This is a genomic window from Saccharothrix algeriensis, from assembly GCF_016907655.1.
Classification (GTDB): Bacteria; Actinomycetota; Actinomycetes; order Mycobacteriales; family Pseudonocardiaceae; genus Actinosynnema; species Actinosynnema algeriense.
Genome location: NZ_JAFBCL010000001.1, coordinates 581,059 through 597,812, shown reverse-complemented (window position 1 = coordinate 597,812; position 16,754 = coordinate 581,059). Strand labels below are relative to the sequence as shown.

Genomic DNA, 16,754 nt, shown 5'->3' with positions numbered 1-16,754 from the left:
TCAGCGCCCCTTCCCGGTGTAGTCCTGCCACGCCCAGTCCAGCGCGCGGCGCGCCAGCACGGACAGGGCGTGCCTGCGGTACGCGGCCGTCCCGCGCACGTCGTCGATCGGGTCCGCGGCCAGCGCCACCAGCTCCCCGAACTCCCGCCGCACCGGCTCCGACAGCGGTTTCGGCGATTCCCACCGGTCGGTGGCCGCCAGCTCGGCGGACAGGAAGTCCTCGGCCTCCCGGGCCCGGCGCGGGGTCGGCGCGGCGCTGCCCACCGCCGCGCCGACCCGGCCGCGGGCCGGGTGCAGCGCCACGGCGAACGAGCACACCGCGATCACCATCGCGTTGCGCGTGCCGACCTTGCAGAACTGCTGCGGCGCGCCGGTCTCCGGCACGTGCACGGCGGTGATCAGCTCGTCCGGCGCCAGGGCGGTGCGCTTGACCCCCAGGTAGAAGTCGGTCGCCGGGATCAGCCGGGCGCCCCGGGTCGACGCCGCCTCCACCACCGCGCCGAGCGCCAGCAGCACGGGGTGCGCGTCGCCGGCGGGCGAGCCCGCGCCCAGGTTGCCGCCGACCGTGCCGCGGTTGCGGATCTGCGGCGAGCCCACCGTGCGGGAGGCCATCGCCAGCCCCGGCAGCCGGTCGCCCAGCTCCGCGAGGACCCGCGCGTAGGTCACGCCCGCGCCCAGGCGCACGACCCCGCCCCGCGCCGACCACCCGCGCAGCTCGGTGATCCGGGTCAGGTCCAGCAGCGCGGCGGGCCGGCGGTGGTCGAAGTTCAGCTCCACCATCACGTCCGTGCCGCCGGCGACGGGCACCGCCGCGGGTCGCGCGGCCTTGAGCGCCAACGCCTCGGCGAGGGTGTCGGGTCGGAGGAAGTCCATCAGCCGCCCCGGTGGGCCGAGCACGCGAACGGCCGCCGCGGGGGACCGGGCCGGTGCCCGCCCGGCCGCGCCGCCACCCCGGCGGCGGCCCCGCCGCGTCGCGCGTCGAGCACGTCGGTGCCGACCGTCACTGAACCCTCCTCCGGTGCGGTGACCAGCACACCGACCGGGGGAAGCCGAGCGGCTGCGGCGGCGCACCTGAACCCCAGGTTCCTACAACGCGGCGGTTCCCGCTCTCCTGCGGACACGAACGGGCTAACAGCGGACTCGCCCCGTCGGGCGCGGCCCGCCACCGGCGGGCTCGCCCCGGCCCGACCTCCGGGCGCGCGTCGGGTGGAACGCGTCGGTTCCGAAGGGAGGTATCCGGCGCGGTGCGGCTGCGCGACACTCGCGCCACGGACAACGTAAGGAGTGGTCATGTCTCGCATGTCCGGTGTGCTGGCCGCGGTCGTCGTCGGGCTCTCGCTCGTGACGGCCGCGCCGGCCGCCGCCGAAGACGCACCCCCGTTCCCCACCGAGTTCCGGCTCCCCGACGGGTTCCGCCCCGAGGGGATCGCCATCGGCGACACCCCGATCGCCTACTTCGGCTCGCTGGCCGACGGCGACCTCTACCGCGTCGACCTGCGCACGGGCGCGGGCGAGGTGTTCAGCCAGGGCCCCGGCGGGCCGTCGATCGGGTTGAAGGTCGACCGCCGCGGCCGGCTGTTCGTCGCCGGCGGTGGCCAACTCCGGGTGGTGGACGCGCGAAGTGGAGCGATCCTCAAGTCCTATGCGATCACCACGCCCGGCGCTTTCGCCAACGACGTCGTGATCGCCGATGACGGCGCCTACTTCACCGACTCGCGCAACGCGGTGCTGTACAAGATCGCTTTCGGTCGGCACGGCCGACTGCCCGACACCTACACCGCGATCCCGCTGACCGGCGATTTCGTGCTCGTGCCCGGTTCGATCAACGCGAACGGCATCGCGCGGACGCCCGACGGGAAAGCGCTGCTGGTCGTGCACACCCACACCGGGCAGCTGCACCGCGTCGTCGACGGGGTGACCGAGGTCGTCGACCTCGGGGGCGAGCTGCTGACCGGCGGCGACGGCCTGCTGGTCCGCGGGCGCACCCTGCACGTGGTCCTGAACGGGTCGAACGCGGTGGCCGTCGTCCAGCTCGACAAGGCCGGTACCAGCGGAAAGCTGGTGACCAAGATCACCGACCCCCGGTTCGACGTGCCCACCACCGTCGCCGCCCACGGCCGCCGGCTCTACCTGCCCAACGCCCGGTTCGGGACGCCGCCGACGCCGACCACCGAGTACACCGCGGTGGCCGTTCCCACCAGGTGAAAGCAAGGGGCTGGTGTGCCAAAAGTTCACATCAGCCCCCTGTTCGGGTCATCACCCGACTGGGTAACCTCACCAGCGCGCCGTGCGAGTGATCGCTGTCTCTTCGTAATAATGATCTTCTGGTGTTACCGTTCCGTGGCCGATCAGGTGAAGAGGAGGCAGCGCTCCCAGTGCTGCGTCTGACCAAGCGGACTAGTTCACGAGGCTGCGGAGCACTGTGAAGCAGAAGAACAAGGCGGAGACGAACCAGAAGACGATCCGCTCCCGGCTCACCGGCGTGGTGGTGGTGCCGAGCGTGGTCCTGCTGGTGATGTGGTTGGCGTTCTCCTCCTACACGGTGTTCGACGGCTTCTACACCCGGGCCGTGGCGGTCAGCGTCAAGGACGCCTCCATCCCCGCGGTGAACGCGTTCGTCGCCGTCCAGCGCGAGCGCCAGCTGGCCATGGCGGCGCTGAACCGGCAGAACCCCGACCTCACCGACCTGCACGAGCAGCAGCGCGTCGTGGACGACACGACCGGCGCCATGCGCCGGGCGTTCGACGACGTCTCCGGCAGCGCGCCGGACGAGGTGCTCACCCGCATCACCGAGCTGAACGTCCTGCTCGGCGAGCTGCCGCAGCGCCGCGCCGGCGTCGAGACCGGCAAGGTCGACCGGGAAGAGGTCTACGCCTACTACAACAGCCTGGTCGACGCGGGCACCGCCCTGTTCGGCACGCAGGCCCGCGTGGTGCCCGACTCGGTGGCCTCGCAGGGCGGCCTCACCGCCACCGACCTGTTCCGCGCCGCGGACTCGATGTCGCGGGCGTCCTCGGTGGCCGCCGGCTCGCTGCTGGCCGGCGCGCCCGGCGCCGAGGACCGGCTGGAGTTCGCCAACCTGGTCGGCTCCTACCGCGCGCAGCTCACCACGACCGCCCCGGACGCCGAGGAGCGCATCCGGCGCGAGCACCGGGCGCTGGTCGAGTCGGACGACTGGCGCCGGCTCGTCCAGCTGGAGAACGAGCTGATCGCCGCGCCCGACCCCGACGTGACCCCGGAGCAGTGGCAGGCGGCCTCGCGCCCGGTGTCCGAGCGCCTGGTGGACCTGGCGATCGACCAGGCTTCCGCCGCGGCCGACATCGGCCTGGAGCGCGGCAACACCCGGTTCGTCACCGTCCTCATCGGCGCGCTGGTCGCGCTGGTCGTGGTGCTGGCCGGCATCGTGTTCGCCGTCCGCATCTCCAACCGCCTGGTCAACCGCGCCCTGATCACCCGGCTCGCGTCGCTGAAGAAGGAGTCCCTGGCGCTGGCCCACGAGCGGCTGCCCGACATCGTCGACCGGCTGCGCGAGGGCAAGCACGTCGACGTCGAGGTCGAGGTGCCGCCGCTGGACTACGGCAGCGACGAGATCGGCCAGGTGGCCGACGCGTTCAACGCCGCCCAGTACACCGCCGTGGCCGCCGCGGTGAAGGAGAGCCAGGCGCGCGAGGGCGTGAACCGGGTCTTCCTCGACATCGCCCACCGCAACCAGGGCCTGGTGCACCGCCAGCTCAAGATCCTGGACAAGCTGGAGCGCGAGGAGGAGAACCCCGAGCAGCTCGACGCGCTGTTCCAGCTCGACCACCTCGCCACCCGCGCCCGCCGCAACGCCGAGAACCTGATCATCCTCGCGGGCGAGCAGCCGGGCCGGCAGTGGCGCAAGCCGGTGCGGCTGCTGGACGTGCTGCGGGCCGCGGTCGCCGAGACCGAGCAGTACGTCCGGGTCAAGGTCAACCCCGTGCCGGAGACCGCCCTGGTGGGCGCGGCCGTCGCGGACACCATCCACCTGGTCGCCGAGCTGGTCGACAACGCGACCGCGTTCTCCTCGCCGCGCTCGCAGGTGCAGGTGCACGCCAGCGAGGTGCCGCAGGGCGTGGTGGTGGAGATCGAGGACCACGGCCTGGGCATCAACCCCGAGGACCGCGAGCAGCACAACGCGATGCTGGCCGACCCGCCCGAGTTCGACGCCATGCGGCTGCGCGGCGAGTCCCGCCTCGGCCTGTTCGTCGTGGCGCGGCTCGCGGCCCGCCGCGGCATCCACGTCGAGCTGCGCGAGTCGCCCTACGGTGGCACGCTGGCCCTGGTGCTGATCCCGTCCGCTATCGTCGCGGGGCCGACCAGCGCGGTGGAGCCCGCCGAGACCCGCGAGCTGCCGCGCCGCACCTTCCCAGACGACCACGTGATCCCGGAGCAGGGCGACACCTCAGTGCGAGACGCCAGGTTTCCCGACACCTCCCGAGCGCTGGAGGGGTTCTGGGCCCAAGCCGAAGCCGCGGCCAACCAGCATTCCGTTCCAGCGGACCGGCGACGACTGACCGAGGAGCCGGACCTGCCGCAGCACAGCGGGGACCTGCAGCTCCCGCAGCGCAAGCGGACCGCGGAGTGGCCCGCGGACGAGCCCTCCGCCGGCTCGGCGGACCGACCGGAGCTGCCCCGCCGCAAGCGGCAGCAGAACCTCGCGCCGCAGTTGGCGCGCAACGATTTCCACCCTTCGCCCGAACCGCTCGCCGAGACCGACGTCGAGCAGTCCGCCGAACGGGTCCGCGAGGGCCTGTCGGCGTTCCAGCGGGGCACGCGCGACGCCCGCCGCTCCGACGACGCCCTCGAACCCTGACCAGCAGTGGCCGGACGACTGGAAACCGGAAAGGCAACGGCGATGAACGACATGACCAGCCAGCACAAGGAACTGAACTGGTTGTTGGACGACCTGGTCGGCCGCGTGGTGGGCGCCCGGCACGCGGTGGTGCTCTCCGCCGACGGTCTGCTGCTGGGCCGGTCGCCCGGACTGTCCAAGGACGACTCCGACCACCTGTCCGCGATGGCGTCGGCGTTCCAGAGCCTGGCCCGCGGCACCGGCCGGCACTTCGGCGGCGGCGCGGTGCGCCAGACCATCGTGGAGATGGAGCACGCCTACCTCTTCGTCACCGCGGCCGGCCACGGCGCCTGCCTGGCCGTGCTGGGCGAAGAGGACTCCGACATGGGGATGATCGCCTACGAGATGAACATGCTCGTCAAGCGCGTGGGGACCTACCTGTCCTCCGCGCCGCGCGGCACCTCGTCGGCCTTGCCCGCGGCACGCAGGTCGTCGTGATGGCCGGCCGCGAGGACTGGTGGTACGACGAGGCCGCGGGGCCGCTGGTCCGCCCGTACGCGATGGTGCGCGGCCGGACCCGTCCGCTGCGGCCGGAACTGCACCTGGTGACCCAGGTGCGGGCGATGCCGTCGCCGGCGGACCCGGACGCGCTGTCCGTCGAGCACCTCGAAATCATGGAGCTGTGCCGGCGCCCCCTGTCGGTGGCGGAGGTCGCCGCGTACCTGGACGTGCCGCTGGTGGTCGTCAAGGTGCTGCTGAGCGACCTCATCCAGCGCGGTGACGTCGTGATCCGAGACCCCTCCCGAGTCCCGCAAGTGCCGGACCGGAACCTGTTGCAGGCAGTGCTGGATGGTGTCCGTGGAATCTGAGCGACCGGGCGGGGAACTGCTGGTCCCCACCCCAGTCAAGATCGTCATCGCCGGCGGTTTCGGCACCGGGAAGACGACGATGGTCAACTCGGTCAGCGAGATCCCGCCGCTGCACACCGAGGAGCTGCTCACCGAGGCGGGCGTCGGCGTGGACGACGTGCTGGGCCTGGAGCAGAAGGAGACCACCACGGTCGCCCTCGACTTCGGGCGCATCACGATCAACCCGGAGGTGGTGCTGTACCTGTTCGGCACCCCCGGCCAGAACCGGTTCTGGTTCATGTGGGACGAACTGGCCTACGGCGCGATCGGCGCCGTGATCCTGGTCGACACCCGCCGGCTGGACTCCAGCTTCCCGTCGATCGACTTCTTCGAGCGCCGCGGCATCCCGTTCATCATCGCGGTCAACTGCTTCGAGGGCGCGCACGCCTACGGGGTGGAGGAGGTGCGCCGCGCGCTGGACGTCGACGAGGCGATCCCGCTCGTGCTGTGCGACGCGCGCGACCGGGAGTCGGCCAAGACGGTCCTGGTGAGCCTGATCCAGCACACCATGGACCGCCTGGACGCGATGGCCTAGGCGCGGCCGGGCGGGCGCCCGACCGCGCCCGCGCCTCAGCCGCGGCGGGTGGTCAGCACCGAGGAGCGGCGCTGCGCGCGCAGCGCCGCCAGGTACGCGGCGAAGTCCACCTGGACCGAGTCCGCCGCCGACGGGCCGTAGCGCGCGGCGGCCGCCGCCAGGTGCGCGTCGACCTCCCGGCGCATCACCCGCGGGGAGGGCAGCTCCGCGACGCCCTCCACGAGGTCGGCGATCCACTCCGCCTGGGCCTGCACGAGCCGGGTGATCGCGCCGAACGGCCGGATCAGGCCGGCGAAGTAGAGGTCCGGCTGGACCGGCGACACGACCCGCTGGTAGAGCGCGACCCGGCCCGCCGGTTCGAACACCCATTCGGACGGCAGGAACGGGAATTCGATCCGATAACCGGTGCAGTAGACCAGGTCGTCCGCCGCTTCCGCGCTGCCGTCGGCGAAATGTACGACGGAGTTCACGATCCGGTCGATCGCGGGCTTCACCACCAGCGCCCCGTGGTTGATCCGGCTGAGCAGCTCGTCGGATATGGTGAGGGCCCCGCCGAAGACGCGGTGGTCCGGTTCGGCCAGCCCGTAGTCGCTCAGCCGGCCGCGCATCAGGCGCAGCAGCAGCTCGATCAGGCGGCGTTGTTCGGGCAGCCCCAGGCGGGCCCACCACGGGGCCGACGCGATCTCGTCGATGGGAATGCCGAGCATTGTCTTGGGCACCACGTGCACGCCCCGCCGCTGCACCAGCACGGTTTTCGCGGCCACCCTGGACAATTCGACCGAGATGTCCGCGGCCGAGTTCCCGAACCCGACCACGACCACCCGTCTGCCCGCGTGGACGGCCGGGCCGGAGTAGTCGAACGAGTGCGTTCTGCGACCGGGGAACGTCTCGTCCCCCGGGATCGACGGCACCCGCGGGGACCAGTGGTGACCGGTCGCGACGACCACGTGGCCGAACCTGCGCCGCCGGCGGGAGCCGTCGTGGTGACGCGTGGTCACCACCCACGTGCCCTCGGGCTCCCGGGCCAGCGCCTCGACCTCCGCGCCCAGCTCCACCAGCCCGGTCACGCCCTTGTGATCCGCGTAACTCCGCAGGTAGGAGGCCACCTGGTCGTGTCGCGGGTAGCGCGGGAAGTCGGCCGGCATCGGGAAGTCGTCGTACCCGGTGAGCTTGGCGGAGGTGTTCAGGTGCAGCGACGGGTAGGCCGGGCCGGGTTCGGCCGGGTCCGGGTGCCGCCAGAGGCCGCCGATGCCCGTGGATCGTTCCAGAACCGTGACCGGCAAGCCTCGGCCGTGGAGCGTTCCGGCGACCGCGAGCCCCGAGACGCCGGCGCCGATCACGCAGGTGTGATCATGAATGGGACGTTCGGCGTATTGACTCACGGGGAAAACAGCCACAAGTGACGCCACCCTTTCGGCTCAACCAGATCACGCAGCGTGCCCGCCGGTCGGGTGGTGTGATCTGCGTCGGCCACCCGATCCTCCATTGCGTGCGCCCTGTTCACCGGGTAAGCCTTGCGCCCGGAGGTGCCTAGTGTCCAGTTCTGCCGTTGTGGCTCGGGCCTCACGCCGTGAGGGCCTGTTCAGTGCATCGGATTCAACCTATCGGGAGTTCATGCGGGACAAATGGCGCGCCATCGGTGCCGCGCTGGGTTTCTCCGCCGAGTCGTCGGCGCGGTCGACGGCCGAACTGGGAGCGTTGCTCGGCGACTGGGCCGACCGCCCGATCGGAGCGCGCTGCGCATATCCGTCGTTCGTTTCCCGGGACGGATTCCCGGTGGAGTTCTCGGTGAGCTGGCGCGGCGGCGTGCCGGAGGCGCGGGTGCTGTTCGAATCGCTGGGCGCGGCGCCCACGGCGCGGGCGGCGCAGGACGCGGGCCGGGAGCTGACCCGCTCGCTGGCGGGGCGGCCGGGTGTCTCGTTGGCCCGGTACGACGCGGTGGAGGACCTGTTCGTCGTGGACGACCCGGAGCCGTTCCGGCCGACGGTGTGGCACTCGCTGGCCTGCCGCGCCGGCGAGGCGCCGCGCTACAAGGTCTACCTCAACCCCCAGGCGCACGGCCGGGACGCCGTGCCCGAGGTGATGCGCTCGGCGATGGGCCGGCTGGGCCTGGCGACCGCCTGGGCGGGCGTCGCCGAGCAGTGCGCCGACCTGGCCGACGAGGGGCACGAGCTGGAGTTCGTCGCGCTGGACCTGGTGGACGGCCCGCAGGCGCGGGTGAAGGTCTACTTCCGGCACACCGGCCGGGTGGACCTGGACCGGGTGGCGTCGCTGGCCCGCACCCACGACCCGGTGCTGGCCGAGCCGGCGTACCGGGACGTGTACGGCTCGCCGGCGCTGCCCGACAACGAGCCCATGACGTGCCTGGCGTTCCGCTCCGGCGGCGACGGGCCGGAGGAGGCCAACGTCTACCTGCGGCTGCCCAGCGAGGTGGCCTCCGACGCGGACGCCGCCGCGCGCGTCACCTCGGTCATGCGCCGGTTCGGCGTCGACCACCGGCAGTACCTGGACGTGGCGCGCGCGCTCGCGCCCCGACCGCTGGACTCGATGACCGGGATGCACGAGCTGCTGAGCTTCCGCACGGCCACCCGCCGCCCGGACCTCGGCGTCTACTTCCGGTTCGGGGTCTACAACACGGCGGTGGACGGCGCGCACGCGTGACGGCGCGCGGGTCTCCGGGATCGCCTCGGAGACCCGCGGACCGGCTCGCGCGACCGGGGTCGGGCCGGCTCGCGCGGCCGGGCGGACCGGACCGGCTCGCGCCGGGGTGTCCGGACCGGCTCGCGCCGGGGAACCGGTCCGGGTGCTGCTCAGGCCGAGTAGTCGTGGAACCCGCGCCCGCTCTTCTTGCCCAGCAGGCCCGCGTCCACCATGCGCAGCAGCAGCGGCGGCGGCGAGTACAGCGGCTCCTTGAACTCCTCGTACATCGACTCGGCGATGGCCTTGGTGGTGTCCAGGCCGATCAGGTCGGCCAGGCGCAGCGGCCCCATCGGGTGCGCGCAGCCGAGCACCATGCCGGTGTCGATGTCGGCGGCGCTGGCGAAGCCCGACTCCAGCATCCGGATCGCGGACAGCAGGTAGGGGATCAGCAGGGCGTTGACCACGAACCCGGCCCGGTCCTGCGACCGGATGACCTCCTTGTGCAGCACGCCGGTCACGAACGCCTCGGCGCGCGCCCGCGTCCGCTCGCCGGTCAGCAGCGAGGGCACCAGCTCCACCAGCTTGAGCACCGGCACCGGGTTGAAGAAGTGCACCCCGATGACCTGCTCCGGCCGGCCGGTCGCCATGCCCAGCTTCATGATCGGGATGGAGGACGTGTTCGACGCGAAGATCGCGCCCGGGTCCTCCACGACCTTGTCCAGCGCGGTGAAGACGTCGGTCTTGACCTGCTCGTTCTCCGCGACGGCCTCGACGACCAGGTTCCGGTCGGCGAAGTCGGCGAGGTCGGTGGTGAACCGGAGGCGCTCCAGTGCGGCGTCCCGGTCCTCGGCGGTCAGCTTGCCGCTGCGCACACCCCTGCCCAACGACGAGGCGATCCGCCCCTTCGCGGCCTCGGTGGCGTCCGGGTTCACCTCGGCGACCAGCACGTCCAGGCCGGCGCGCGCGCAGACCTCGGCGATGCCGGAGCCCATGAGCCCGGACCCCACCACTCCAACTCGTTGAATGTCACTCACACCGCGATCCTGCCAGGGGCGGGCGCCCCCGGCGCAACCTCAGCCCGCCTCGCGCCGCGCCCGCTCGTCGGCCGCGAACCGCTCCTCCGGGGCGGCGGCGACCAGGTGGCGCCTGCTGTGGAACCAGAAGTGCGCCAGCGCCACCGCGAGGATGCCCGCCGTGACGCCGGCGGCCAGCTCGTCGACGACGAACGTGGCCACCACCGCCGCCACGGCCAGCACCAGGGCGACGCCGGTGGTCACCACGCCGCCCGGCGTGCGGTAGGGCCGCTCCAGCCCCGGCTCCCGGATCCGCAGCACGATGTGCGACACCATCATCAGCACGTAGGACAGCGCCGCGCCGAACACCGCGATGTTGATCAGCCGCGCCCCGTCGCGGGTCAGCGCCGCCAGCGCGAACCCGATCACCCCCGGCACGACCAGCGCCCAGTGGGGCGTCCCGCGCCGGCCCGTCCTGGACAGCCACCGCGGCAGGTAGCCCGCCCGCGACAGCGCGAACAGCTGCCGCGAGTAGGCGAAGATGATCGAGAAGAAGCTCGCCACCAGCCCGGCCAGGCCGACGTGGCCCACCACCCGCGCCAGCGCGTTGTCCCCGCCGTAGGCCGCGCGCACGGCGTCGGGCAGCGGGTTGTCCGACGCCCGGAGCGCCTCCGACCCGGCCCCGCCGGGCGCCAGCACCAGGATGGCGCCGGCGAACAGCAGCAGCACCGCCAGCGCGGCGACGATGCCGCGCGGCACGTCGCGCCGGGGGTCGCGGGCCTCCTCGGCGGCCAGCGGGACGCCCTCCACGGCGAGGAAGAACCAGATCGCGTAGACCAGGGCGCCCAGCGCGCCGGTGAACCCGAACGGCAGGAACCCGTCGCCGCCGGCGAGGTCGAACAGCTTGTCGGCGTCGAACTTCGGGATCATCCCGACGACGAACGCCAGCAGGGCGACCACCGCGACGGCGGTGATGGCGAACATCAGCCGCAGCGCCTCGCCCACCCCGTACAGGTGCACGCCGACGAAGACCGCGAAGCAGACCAGGTGCACCGGCCACGAGTTGGCCAGCCCGAACAGCCCCAGGGCCTCGACGTACCCGCCGATGAACACCGAGATGGCGGCGGGCGCGATGGCGTACTCGACGAGGATCGCGACACCGGTCGCGAACCCGCCCAGCGGGCCCAGCGCGCGCCGGGCGAAGCCGTACCCGGCCCCGGCGACGGGCAGCGCGGCGGCCAGCTCGGCCAGGCCGAACACCATGCCCGCGTACATGGTCGCCATCAGCGCGGTCGCGATCAGCAGGCCGCCCCAGCCGCCCTGGGCGAGGCCGAAGTTCCACCCGGCGAAGTCGCCGGAGATCACGTAGGAGACCCCGAGCCCGGCGAGCAGCACCCAGCCCGCCGCGCCGCGCTTGAGCCGCCGGCGCTCCAGGTAGTCGCTGCCCACCTTCTCGTACTCGACGTGCTCGCCCATCCGCGCTCCCCTGGTCGGCGGCGCACGGTCGAGGGTGGCGCGGGTCACACCGGTGTGTCAACCGGGGCGCGAACCCGCCGCCCGCCGGAGGCTGGCGGCCCTCACCCGGCGGTGCCAGGATGAGGCGGCCAATGGCTCGCCGGCATACCTTTGGAGGCACTGCGGATGCTCACCGTGGAGGAGTTGCGCGAGCTGGTCGACGCCGGGGAGGTCGACACCGTCCTCGTGGCGATCGTCGACATGCAGGGGCGCCTCCAGGGCAAGCGCTGCGCCGCGCGGTACTTCCTGGGCGAGGTCCTGGAGCACGCCGCCGAGGGCTGCGACTACCTGCTGGCGGTGGACGCCGACATGAACACCGTCGACGGCTACGCGATGTCGTCGTGGGCGTCCGGGTACGGCGACTTCGTGATGAGACCCGACCTGGCCACGCTGCGCCGCGTGCCGTGGCACGAGGGCACCGCCCTGGTGCTGTGCGACGTGGTGCGGGAGGGCGGCGAGCCGGTGGCCCCCTCGCCGCGGCAGGTCCTGCGCCGCCAGCTCGACCGCCTCGACGCGCTGGGCCTGCGGGCGTTCGTCGGCACGGAGCTGGAGTTCATCGTCTTCGACGACACCTACGAGCAGGCTTGGGACCGCGGCTACCGCGGGCTCACCCCGGCCAACCGGTACAACGTCGACTACTCGCTGCTGGGCACCGGGCGCGTCGAGCCGCTGCTGCGCGACATCCGCAACCACATGGCGGGCGCGGGCCTGCAGGTCGAGTCCGCCAAGGGCGAGTGCCACCCCGGCCAGCACGAGATCACCTTCCGGTACGGGGAAGCGCTGGCCACGTGCGACAACCACAGCGTCTACAAGACCGGCGCCAAGGAGATCGCGGCGCAGCACGGCAAGTCCCTGACGTTCATGGCCAAGTACGACGAGCGCGAGGGCAACTCCTGCCACGTCCACCTGAGCCTGCGCTCGGCCGACGGCGAGCCGGTCTTCGCCGAGGGCGGCGGGATGTCGGCGCTGATGCGGTCCTTCCTCGCCGGCCAGCTCGCCGCGCTGCGCGAGCTGACCTGCTTCCTCGCGCCGAACATCAACTCCTACAAGCGCTTCGCCCCCGGCAGCTTCGCGCCGACCGCCGTCGCGTGGGGCCGCGACAACCGGACCTGCGCGCTGCGGGTGGTCGGGCACGGCCCGTCGCTGCGGTTCGAGAACCGGGTGCCCGGCGGGGACGTCAACCCCTACCTGGCGGTGGCGGCGCTGCTCGCGGCGGGGCTCCACGGCGTCGAGAACGACCTCGACCTGGAGGACGGGTTCGTCGGCAACGCCTACGCCTCCGACCGCGCCACCGTGCCGACGACGCTGCGCGACGCGGCGTCGCTGCTGCGGGGCAGCGCGATCGCGCGCGACGCGTTCGGCTCGGACGTGGTGGACCACTACCTCAACGCCGCCCGGGTGGAGCTGGCGGCGTACGACTCGGCGGTGACCGACTGGGAGCGCGTCCGTGGCTTCGAACGGCTCTGAGCCGCTCATCGGCATCAGCACCTACCTCCAGCGCGCGAGGTTCGGCGTCTGGGACGCCGAAGCCGCCGTGCTGCACCGGACCTACCTCGACGCGGTGGTGCGGGCGGGCGGTCGCCCCGTGCTGCTGCCGCCGGTGGTCGACTGGACCGCGCGCGCCGCCGGGTTCCTCGACGGCCTGGTGCTCGCGGGCGGCGCGGACGTCGACCCCGCCCGGTACGGCGCGGCCCGGGACCCGCGCACCGGCCCGCCCGACCCGGAGCGGGACGAGGCCGAGACGGCGCTGGCGCGCGCCGCGCTGGAGCTGGACCTGCCGCTGCTGGCGGTGTGCCGGGGCGCCCAGGTGCTCAACGTGGTGCTCGGCGGCACGCTGCGCCAGCACGTCGGGGGCCACAACGTGACGCCCGCCGTGTACGAGCCGGTCGACCTGGCGGTGGCGCCCGGCAGCGCGCTGGCCGGGATCGTCGGCCCGTCCCTGTCCGTGCTGTGCCACCACCACCAGGCCCTCGACCGCGTCGGCGCCGGGTTGGAGGTCGTGGCCACCGCGCCCGACGGCACGGTGGAGGCCGTCGAGCTGCCCGCGCTGCGGTTCGCGCTGGGCGTCCAGTCCCACCCCGAGGCCGATCGCGAGGACCGGCTGTTCGCGGCTCTCGTCGACGCCGTGCGGAAAGGCGCGTGATGACCACCTTCGACGTGATCAACCCGGCGAACGAGGAGCTGATCCGCCGCGTCGACCTCGCCTCGCGGGAGGAGGCCGACGCGGCGATCGCCCGCGCGCGGGCCGCCTTCCCCGCGTGGCGGGCGGTCGCGCCGGGCGACCGGGCCCGGCTGCTGCGCCGCTTCGCCGACGCGGTGGACGGCGCGGTCGAGGAGCTGGCGCGCCTGGAGGTGCGCAACTCCGGGCACACCATCGGCAACGCCCGGTGGGAGGCGGGCAACGTCCGCGACGTGCTGCACTACTACTCCGCCGCGCCGGAACGGCTGTTCGGCAGGCAGATCCCCGTCCCCGGCGGGCTGGACGTGACCTTCCAGGAGCCGCTGGGCGTGGTCGGCGTGATCGTGCCGTGGAACTTCCCCATGCCGATCGCGGTCTGGGGCTTCGCACCCGCGCTGGCGGCGGGCAACGCGGTGGTGCTCAAGCCCGCCGAGCTGACGCCGCTGACCGCGCTGCGGCTGGCCGAGCTGGCGCGCGAGGCGGGCATCCCGGAGGACGTGTTCCAGGTGCTGCCCGGCGCCGGGCCCGTGGTCGGGCAGCGCTTCGTGACCCACCCGGCGGTGCGCAAGGTGGTGTTCACCGGTTCCACGCGGGTGGGCAAGCAGGTCATGGCCGGCTGCGCGGACCGGGTGAAGCGGGTGACGCTGGAGCTGGGCGGCAAGTCGGCCAACATCGTGTTCGCCGACGCCGACCTGGAGCGGGCCGCCGCCACCGCGCCGCACGGGGTGTTCGACAACGCGGGCCAGGACTGCTGCGCGCGCTCGCGCGTCCTCGTGCAGGAGTCGGTCTACGACCGGTTCATGGAGCTGCTGGAACCGGCGGTGAAGGGCGTGGTGGTCGGCGCGCCGGAGGACGAGGCCACCGAGATGGGACCGCTGATCTCGGCCGCGCACCTGGCGAAGGTGTCCTCCTACGTGCCCGACGACGCGCCCGTGGCGTTCCGCGGCTCGGCGCCCGACGGCCCCGGTTTCTGGTTCCCGCCCACGGTGCTCGCCCCCGTCTCGCCGCACGACCCGGTGGCCGTGGAGGAGGTCTTCGGGCCCGTGGTGGCGGTGCTGCCGTTCGCCGACGAGGCCGAGGCCGTGCGGCTGGCCAACGACAGCGAGTACGGGCTGTCCGGCTCGATCTGGACCCGGGACGTCGGGCGGGCGCTGCGCGTCTCGCGCGCGGTGGAGGCCGGGAACCTGTCGGTCAACTCGCACTCCTCGGTGCGCTACTGGACGCCGTTCGGCGGGTTCAAGCAGTCCGGCCTGGGGCGCGAGCTGGGGCCGGACGCGCTGGCGGCGTTCACCGACACCAAGAACGTCTTCATCGCCCACTGACCGCCGCTCCCCACCGCCCGCGCGGCGACCCACCCGAACAGGAGAGACATGGCACAGCGATTGGACGGCCGGGTGGCCGTCGTGACCGGCGGGGCCGGTGGCATCGGCCTGGCCTCGGTGCGCCGCCTGGCGAGCGAGGGCGCGCGCGTCGTCGTCGCGGACGTCGACGCGACGGCGGGCAAGGCCGCCGCGGACGAGGTCGGCGGGTTGTTCGCGCAGGTGGACGTGACCGACGAGGAACAGGTCCGCGCGCTCTACCGGACGGCCGCGGACACCTACGGCTCGGTCGACATCGCGTTCAACAACGCGGGCATTTCCCCGCCGGAGGACGACTCGGTCCTGACCACCGGCATCGAGGTCTGGGACCGGGTGCAGAGGGTCAACCTCACGTCGGTGTACCTGTGCTGCAAGCACGCCATCCCGCACATGCTGCGGCAGGGCAGGGGATCGGTGATCAACACCGCGTCGTTCGTCGCCACCATGGGCGCCGCCACGTCACAGGTGTCCTACACCGCCTCCAAGGGCGGCGTGCTCGCGATGAGCCGGGAACTGGGCGTGCAGTTCGCGCGCGAGGGCGTGCGCGTCAACGCGCTCTCGCCCGGACCGGTCAACACCCCGTTGCTGCGCGAGCTGTTCGCGAAGGACCCGGAGCGGGCCGCGCGGCGGCTGGTGCACGTGCCGCTGGGCCGGTTCGCCGAACCGGAGGAGATCGCCGCCGCCGTGGCGTTCCTGGCCAGCGACGACTCCTCGTTCATCACCGCGTCGAACTTCCTGGTGGACGGGGGCATCTCGGGCGCGTACGTGACACCGCTGTGATGGTCGCCCTGCGCGACGCGCTGTTCCGCCCGGTGCGGGCGGGCAACGCGTTCGAGGGGACCGTCGAGCGGCTCCTGCAGGCCATCCGGCTCGGCGCCGTCCCGCCGGGGGAGCGGCTGCCCGCCGAACGCGACCTCGCGACCCGGCTGGGCGTGAGCCGGGTGACGCTGCGCGAGGCGATCAGGTCGCTGCAGGACGCCGGGTACGTCGAGTCGCGACGCGGCCGGTACGGCGGGACGTTCGTCAACGGCGAACTGCCCGCCGCACCGCCCGGTCGCGGCGGGGGCCCGCCCGACCTGGCGGACGCGCTGACGCTGCGGTCGGTCCTGGAGACCGGGGCCGCCGAGTGCGCCGCGGGCACCGCGCTGGGTCCGGGGGAGCGGCACGACCTGCGGGCGCGGCTGGCCGAGTGCGCGGCGGCGGACCTGGCCGACTACCGGCGCAAGGACTCCCGGCTGCACCTGGCGATCGCGGAGTCCACCGGGTCGGCGTCGCTGACGGCGGCGATCGCGGACTCCCGGTCGCGGATCAACGAACTGCTCGACCGCATCCCGCTGCTGCCACCCAACCTGGCGCACTCCAACGAACAGCACGAGCGGATCATCACCCGCGTCCTCGACGGCGACGCGGACGGCGCACGACGGGAAATGGCCGAGCACCTGGCCGGCACGGCCGCACTGCTGCGCGGCTTCCTGTCCTAGACCCACACCTGGCAGCCAGTAGCTTTTGCCCTTCGGCACGCCCCGTGCAGTCCGGTGTCTTCGTGTTCTCCCCGTATGGCCTGCCCGGAGGGCTGCCATGCTTTCTTGGGGGGTGCAAGCACGCTTTTCGCTTGCACCCCCCAAGAAAGCATGGTCGTCTTTGACAGGTCATGCGGGGGGAACACGACCGCTCTTTCTTTTCATTCTCCTTGGCGGCCTGCCTGTCCGGCGAGGACTCTTTTTCTTTTCAGCTTCGGGCTCTACCGCACCGATTATTACCCAGATCGGTGCGCGACCCAAGTATGAAGAGCG

General features: G+C 72.9%; 16 protein-coding genes. 11 read left to right on the top strand and 5 right to left on the bottom strand.

Annotated features, from left to right (window positions below; all coding sequences use genetic code 11):
* The gene (locus tag JOE68_RS02355) at nucleotides 1–873 is read right to left on the bottom strand and encodes an FAD binding domain-containing protein (protein WP_204840706.1); all 873 of its coding nucleotides are present in this window, start codon (nucleotides 871–873) and stop codon (nucleotides 1–3) included.
* A complete protein-coding gene (locus tag JOE68_RS31650; RefSeq protein ID WP_275584697.1) occupies nucleotides 873–1,004 on the bottom strand; it encodes a hypothetical protein in 132 nt (43 codons plus the stop codon). The genes JOE68_RS02355 and JOE68_RS31650 overlap by 1 nt, the downstream gene beginning before the upstream one ends.
* A 286-nt stretch (nucleotides 1,005–1,290) precedes the next feature.
* Between JOE68_RS31650 and JOE68_RS02350 the strand changes: the two genes are divergently transcribed.
* The 5 genes from JOE68_RS02350 to JOE68_RS02330 all read left to right on the top strand — a co-directional run bounded on the left by JOE68_RS02350 (nucleotide 1,291) and on the right by JOE68_RS02330 (nucleotide 6,256).
* The gene (locus JOE68_RS02350; RefSeq protein ID WP_204840705.1) at nucleotides 1,291–2,205 is read left to right on the top strand and encodes an SMP-30/gluconolactonase/LRE family protein; all 915 of its coding nucleotides are present in this window, start codon (nucleotides 1,291–1,293) and stop codon (nucleotides 2,203–2,205) included.
* A 217-nt stretch (nucleotides 2,206–2,422) separates the two neighbouring features.
* Nucleotides 2,423–4,834: a sensor histidine kinase gene (locus JOE68_RS02345; RefSeq protein WP_204840704.1), complete on the top strand. Its 2,412-nt coding sequence runs from the start codon at nucleotides 2,423–2,425 to the stop codon at nucleotides 4,832–4,834.
* Between the two features lie 42 nt (nucleotides 4,835–4,876).
* On the top strand, nucleotides 4,877–5,311 hold the full coding sequence (locus tag JOE68_RS02340; protein ID WP_204840703.1) for a roadblock/LC7 domain-containing protein: 435 nt from the start codon (nucleotides 4,877–4,879) through the stop codon (nucleotides 5,309–5,311).
* On the top strand, nucleotides 5,311–5,682 hold the full coding sequence (locus JOE68_RS02335) for a DUF742 domain-containing protein (RefSeq protein WP_121007672.1): 372 nt from the start codon (nucleotides 5,311–5,313) through the stop codon (nucleotides 5,680–5,682). Before JOE68_RS02340 ends, JOE68_RS02335 begins: the two co-directional genes overlap by 1 nt.
* Nucleotides 5,663–6,256, top strand: a complete 594-nt coding sequence (locus JOE68_RS02330) for a GTP-binding protein (RefSeq protein ID WP_204840702.1) — start codon at nucleotides 5,663–5,665, stop codon at nucleotides 6,254–6,256. Before JOE68_RS02335 ends, JOE68_RS02330 begins: the two co-directional genes overlap by 20 nt.
* A 35-nt stretch (nucleotides 6,257–6,291) precedes the next feature.
* On the opposite strand, the gene JOE68_RS02325 is transcribed toward JOE68_RS02330, so the two are convergent.
* Nucleotides 6,292–7,596 (bottom strand): flavin-containing monooxygenase, encoded by a 1,305-nt coding sequence (locus JOE68_RS02325; RefSeq protein ID WP_307819446.1) that lies wholly within the window; start codon nucleotides 7,594–7,596, stop codon nucleotides 6,292–6,294.
* A gap of 274 nt (nucleotides 7,597–7,870) precedes the next feature.
* Here JOE68_RS02325 and JOE68_RS02320 point away from each other — a divergent pair, with 274 nt between their 5' ends.
* A complete protein-coding gene (locus JOE68_RS02320; protein ID WP_239562095.1) occupies nucleotides 7,871–8,917 on the top strand; it encodes a tryptophan dimethylallyltransferase family protein in 1,047 nt (348 codons plus the stop codon).
* A 149-nt stretch (nucleotides 8,918–9,066) separates the two neighbouring features.
* On the opposite strand, the gene JOE68_RS02315 is transcribed toward JOE68_RS02320, so the two are convergent.
* Entirely contained in the window at nucleotides 9,067–9,930 is an 864-nt protein-coding gene (locus JOE68_RS02315) for a 3-hydroxybutyryl-CoA dehydrogenase (RefSeq protein WP_204840699.1), read from the bottom strand.
* A gap of 39 nt (nucleotides 9,931–9,969) precedes the next feature.
* Nucleotides 9,970–11,385, bottom strand: a complete 1,416-nt coding sequence (gene eat / locus JOE68_RS02310) for an ethanolamine permease (RefSeq protein WP_204840698.1) — start codon at nucleotides 11,383–11,385, stop codon at nucleotides 9,970–9,972.
* 165 nt (nucleotides 11,386–11,550) lie between these two features.
* On the opposite strand from eat, the gene JOE68_RS02305 reads away from it, so the two are divergent.
* From JOE68_RS02305 to JOE68_RS02285, 5 genes are read left to right on the top strand one after another with little or no spacing between them, the layout of a single operon-like run.
* Nucleotides 11,551–12,891: a glutamine synthetase family protein gene (locus tag JOE68_RS02305; RefSeq protein ID WP_204840697.1), complete on the top strand. Its 1,341-nt coding sequence runs from the start codon at nucleotides 11,551–11,553 to the stop codon at nucleotides 12,889–12,891.
* On the top strand, nucleotides 12,872–13,567 hold the full coding sequence (locus JOE68_RS02300) for a gamma-glutamyl-gamma-aminobutyrate hydrolase family protein (protein WP_204840696.1): 696 nt from the start codon (nucleotides 12,872–12,874) through the stop codon (nucleotides 13,565–13,567). The genes JOE68_RS02305 and JOE68_RS02300 overlap by 20 nt, the downstream gene beginning before the upstream one ends.
* Nucleotides 13,567–14,925: an aldehyde dehydrogenase family protein gene (locus JOE68_RS02295; RefSeq protein WP_204840695.1), complete on the top strand. Its 1,359-nt coding sequence runs from the start codon at nucleotides 13,567–13,569 to the stop codon at nucleotides 14,923–14,925. Before JOE68_RS02300 ends, JOE68_RS02295 begins: the two co-directional genes overlap by 1 nt.
* Nucleotides 14,926–14,973: 48 nt before the next feature.
* Nucleotides 14,974–15,741, top strand: coding sequence for a 3-oxoacyl-ACP reductase (locus tag JOE68_RS02290; RefSeq protein WP_204840694.1), 768 nt, complete (start codon nucleotides 14,974–14,976; stop codon nucleotides 15,739–15,741).
* Nucleotides 15,741–16,442 (top strand): FadR/GntR family transcriptional regulator, encoded by a 702-nt coding sequence (locus JOE68_RS02285; RefSeq protein ID WP_204845872.1) that lies wholly within the window; start codon nucleotides 15,741–15,743, stop codon nucleotides 16,440–16,442. The genes JOE68_RS02290 and JOE68_RS02285 overlap by 1 nt, the downstream gene beginning before the upstream one ends.
* Nucleotides 16,443–16,754: the final 312 nt, after the last annotated feature.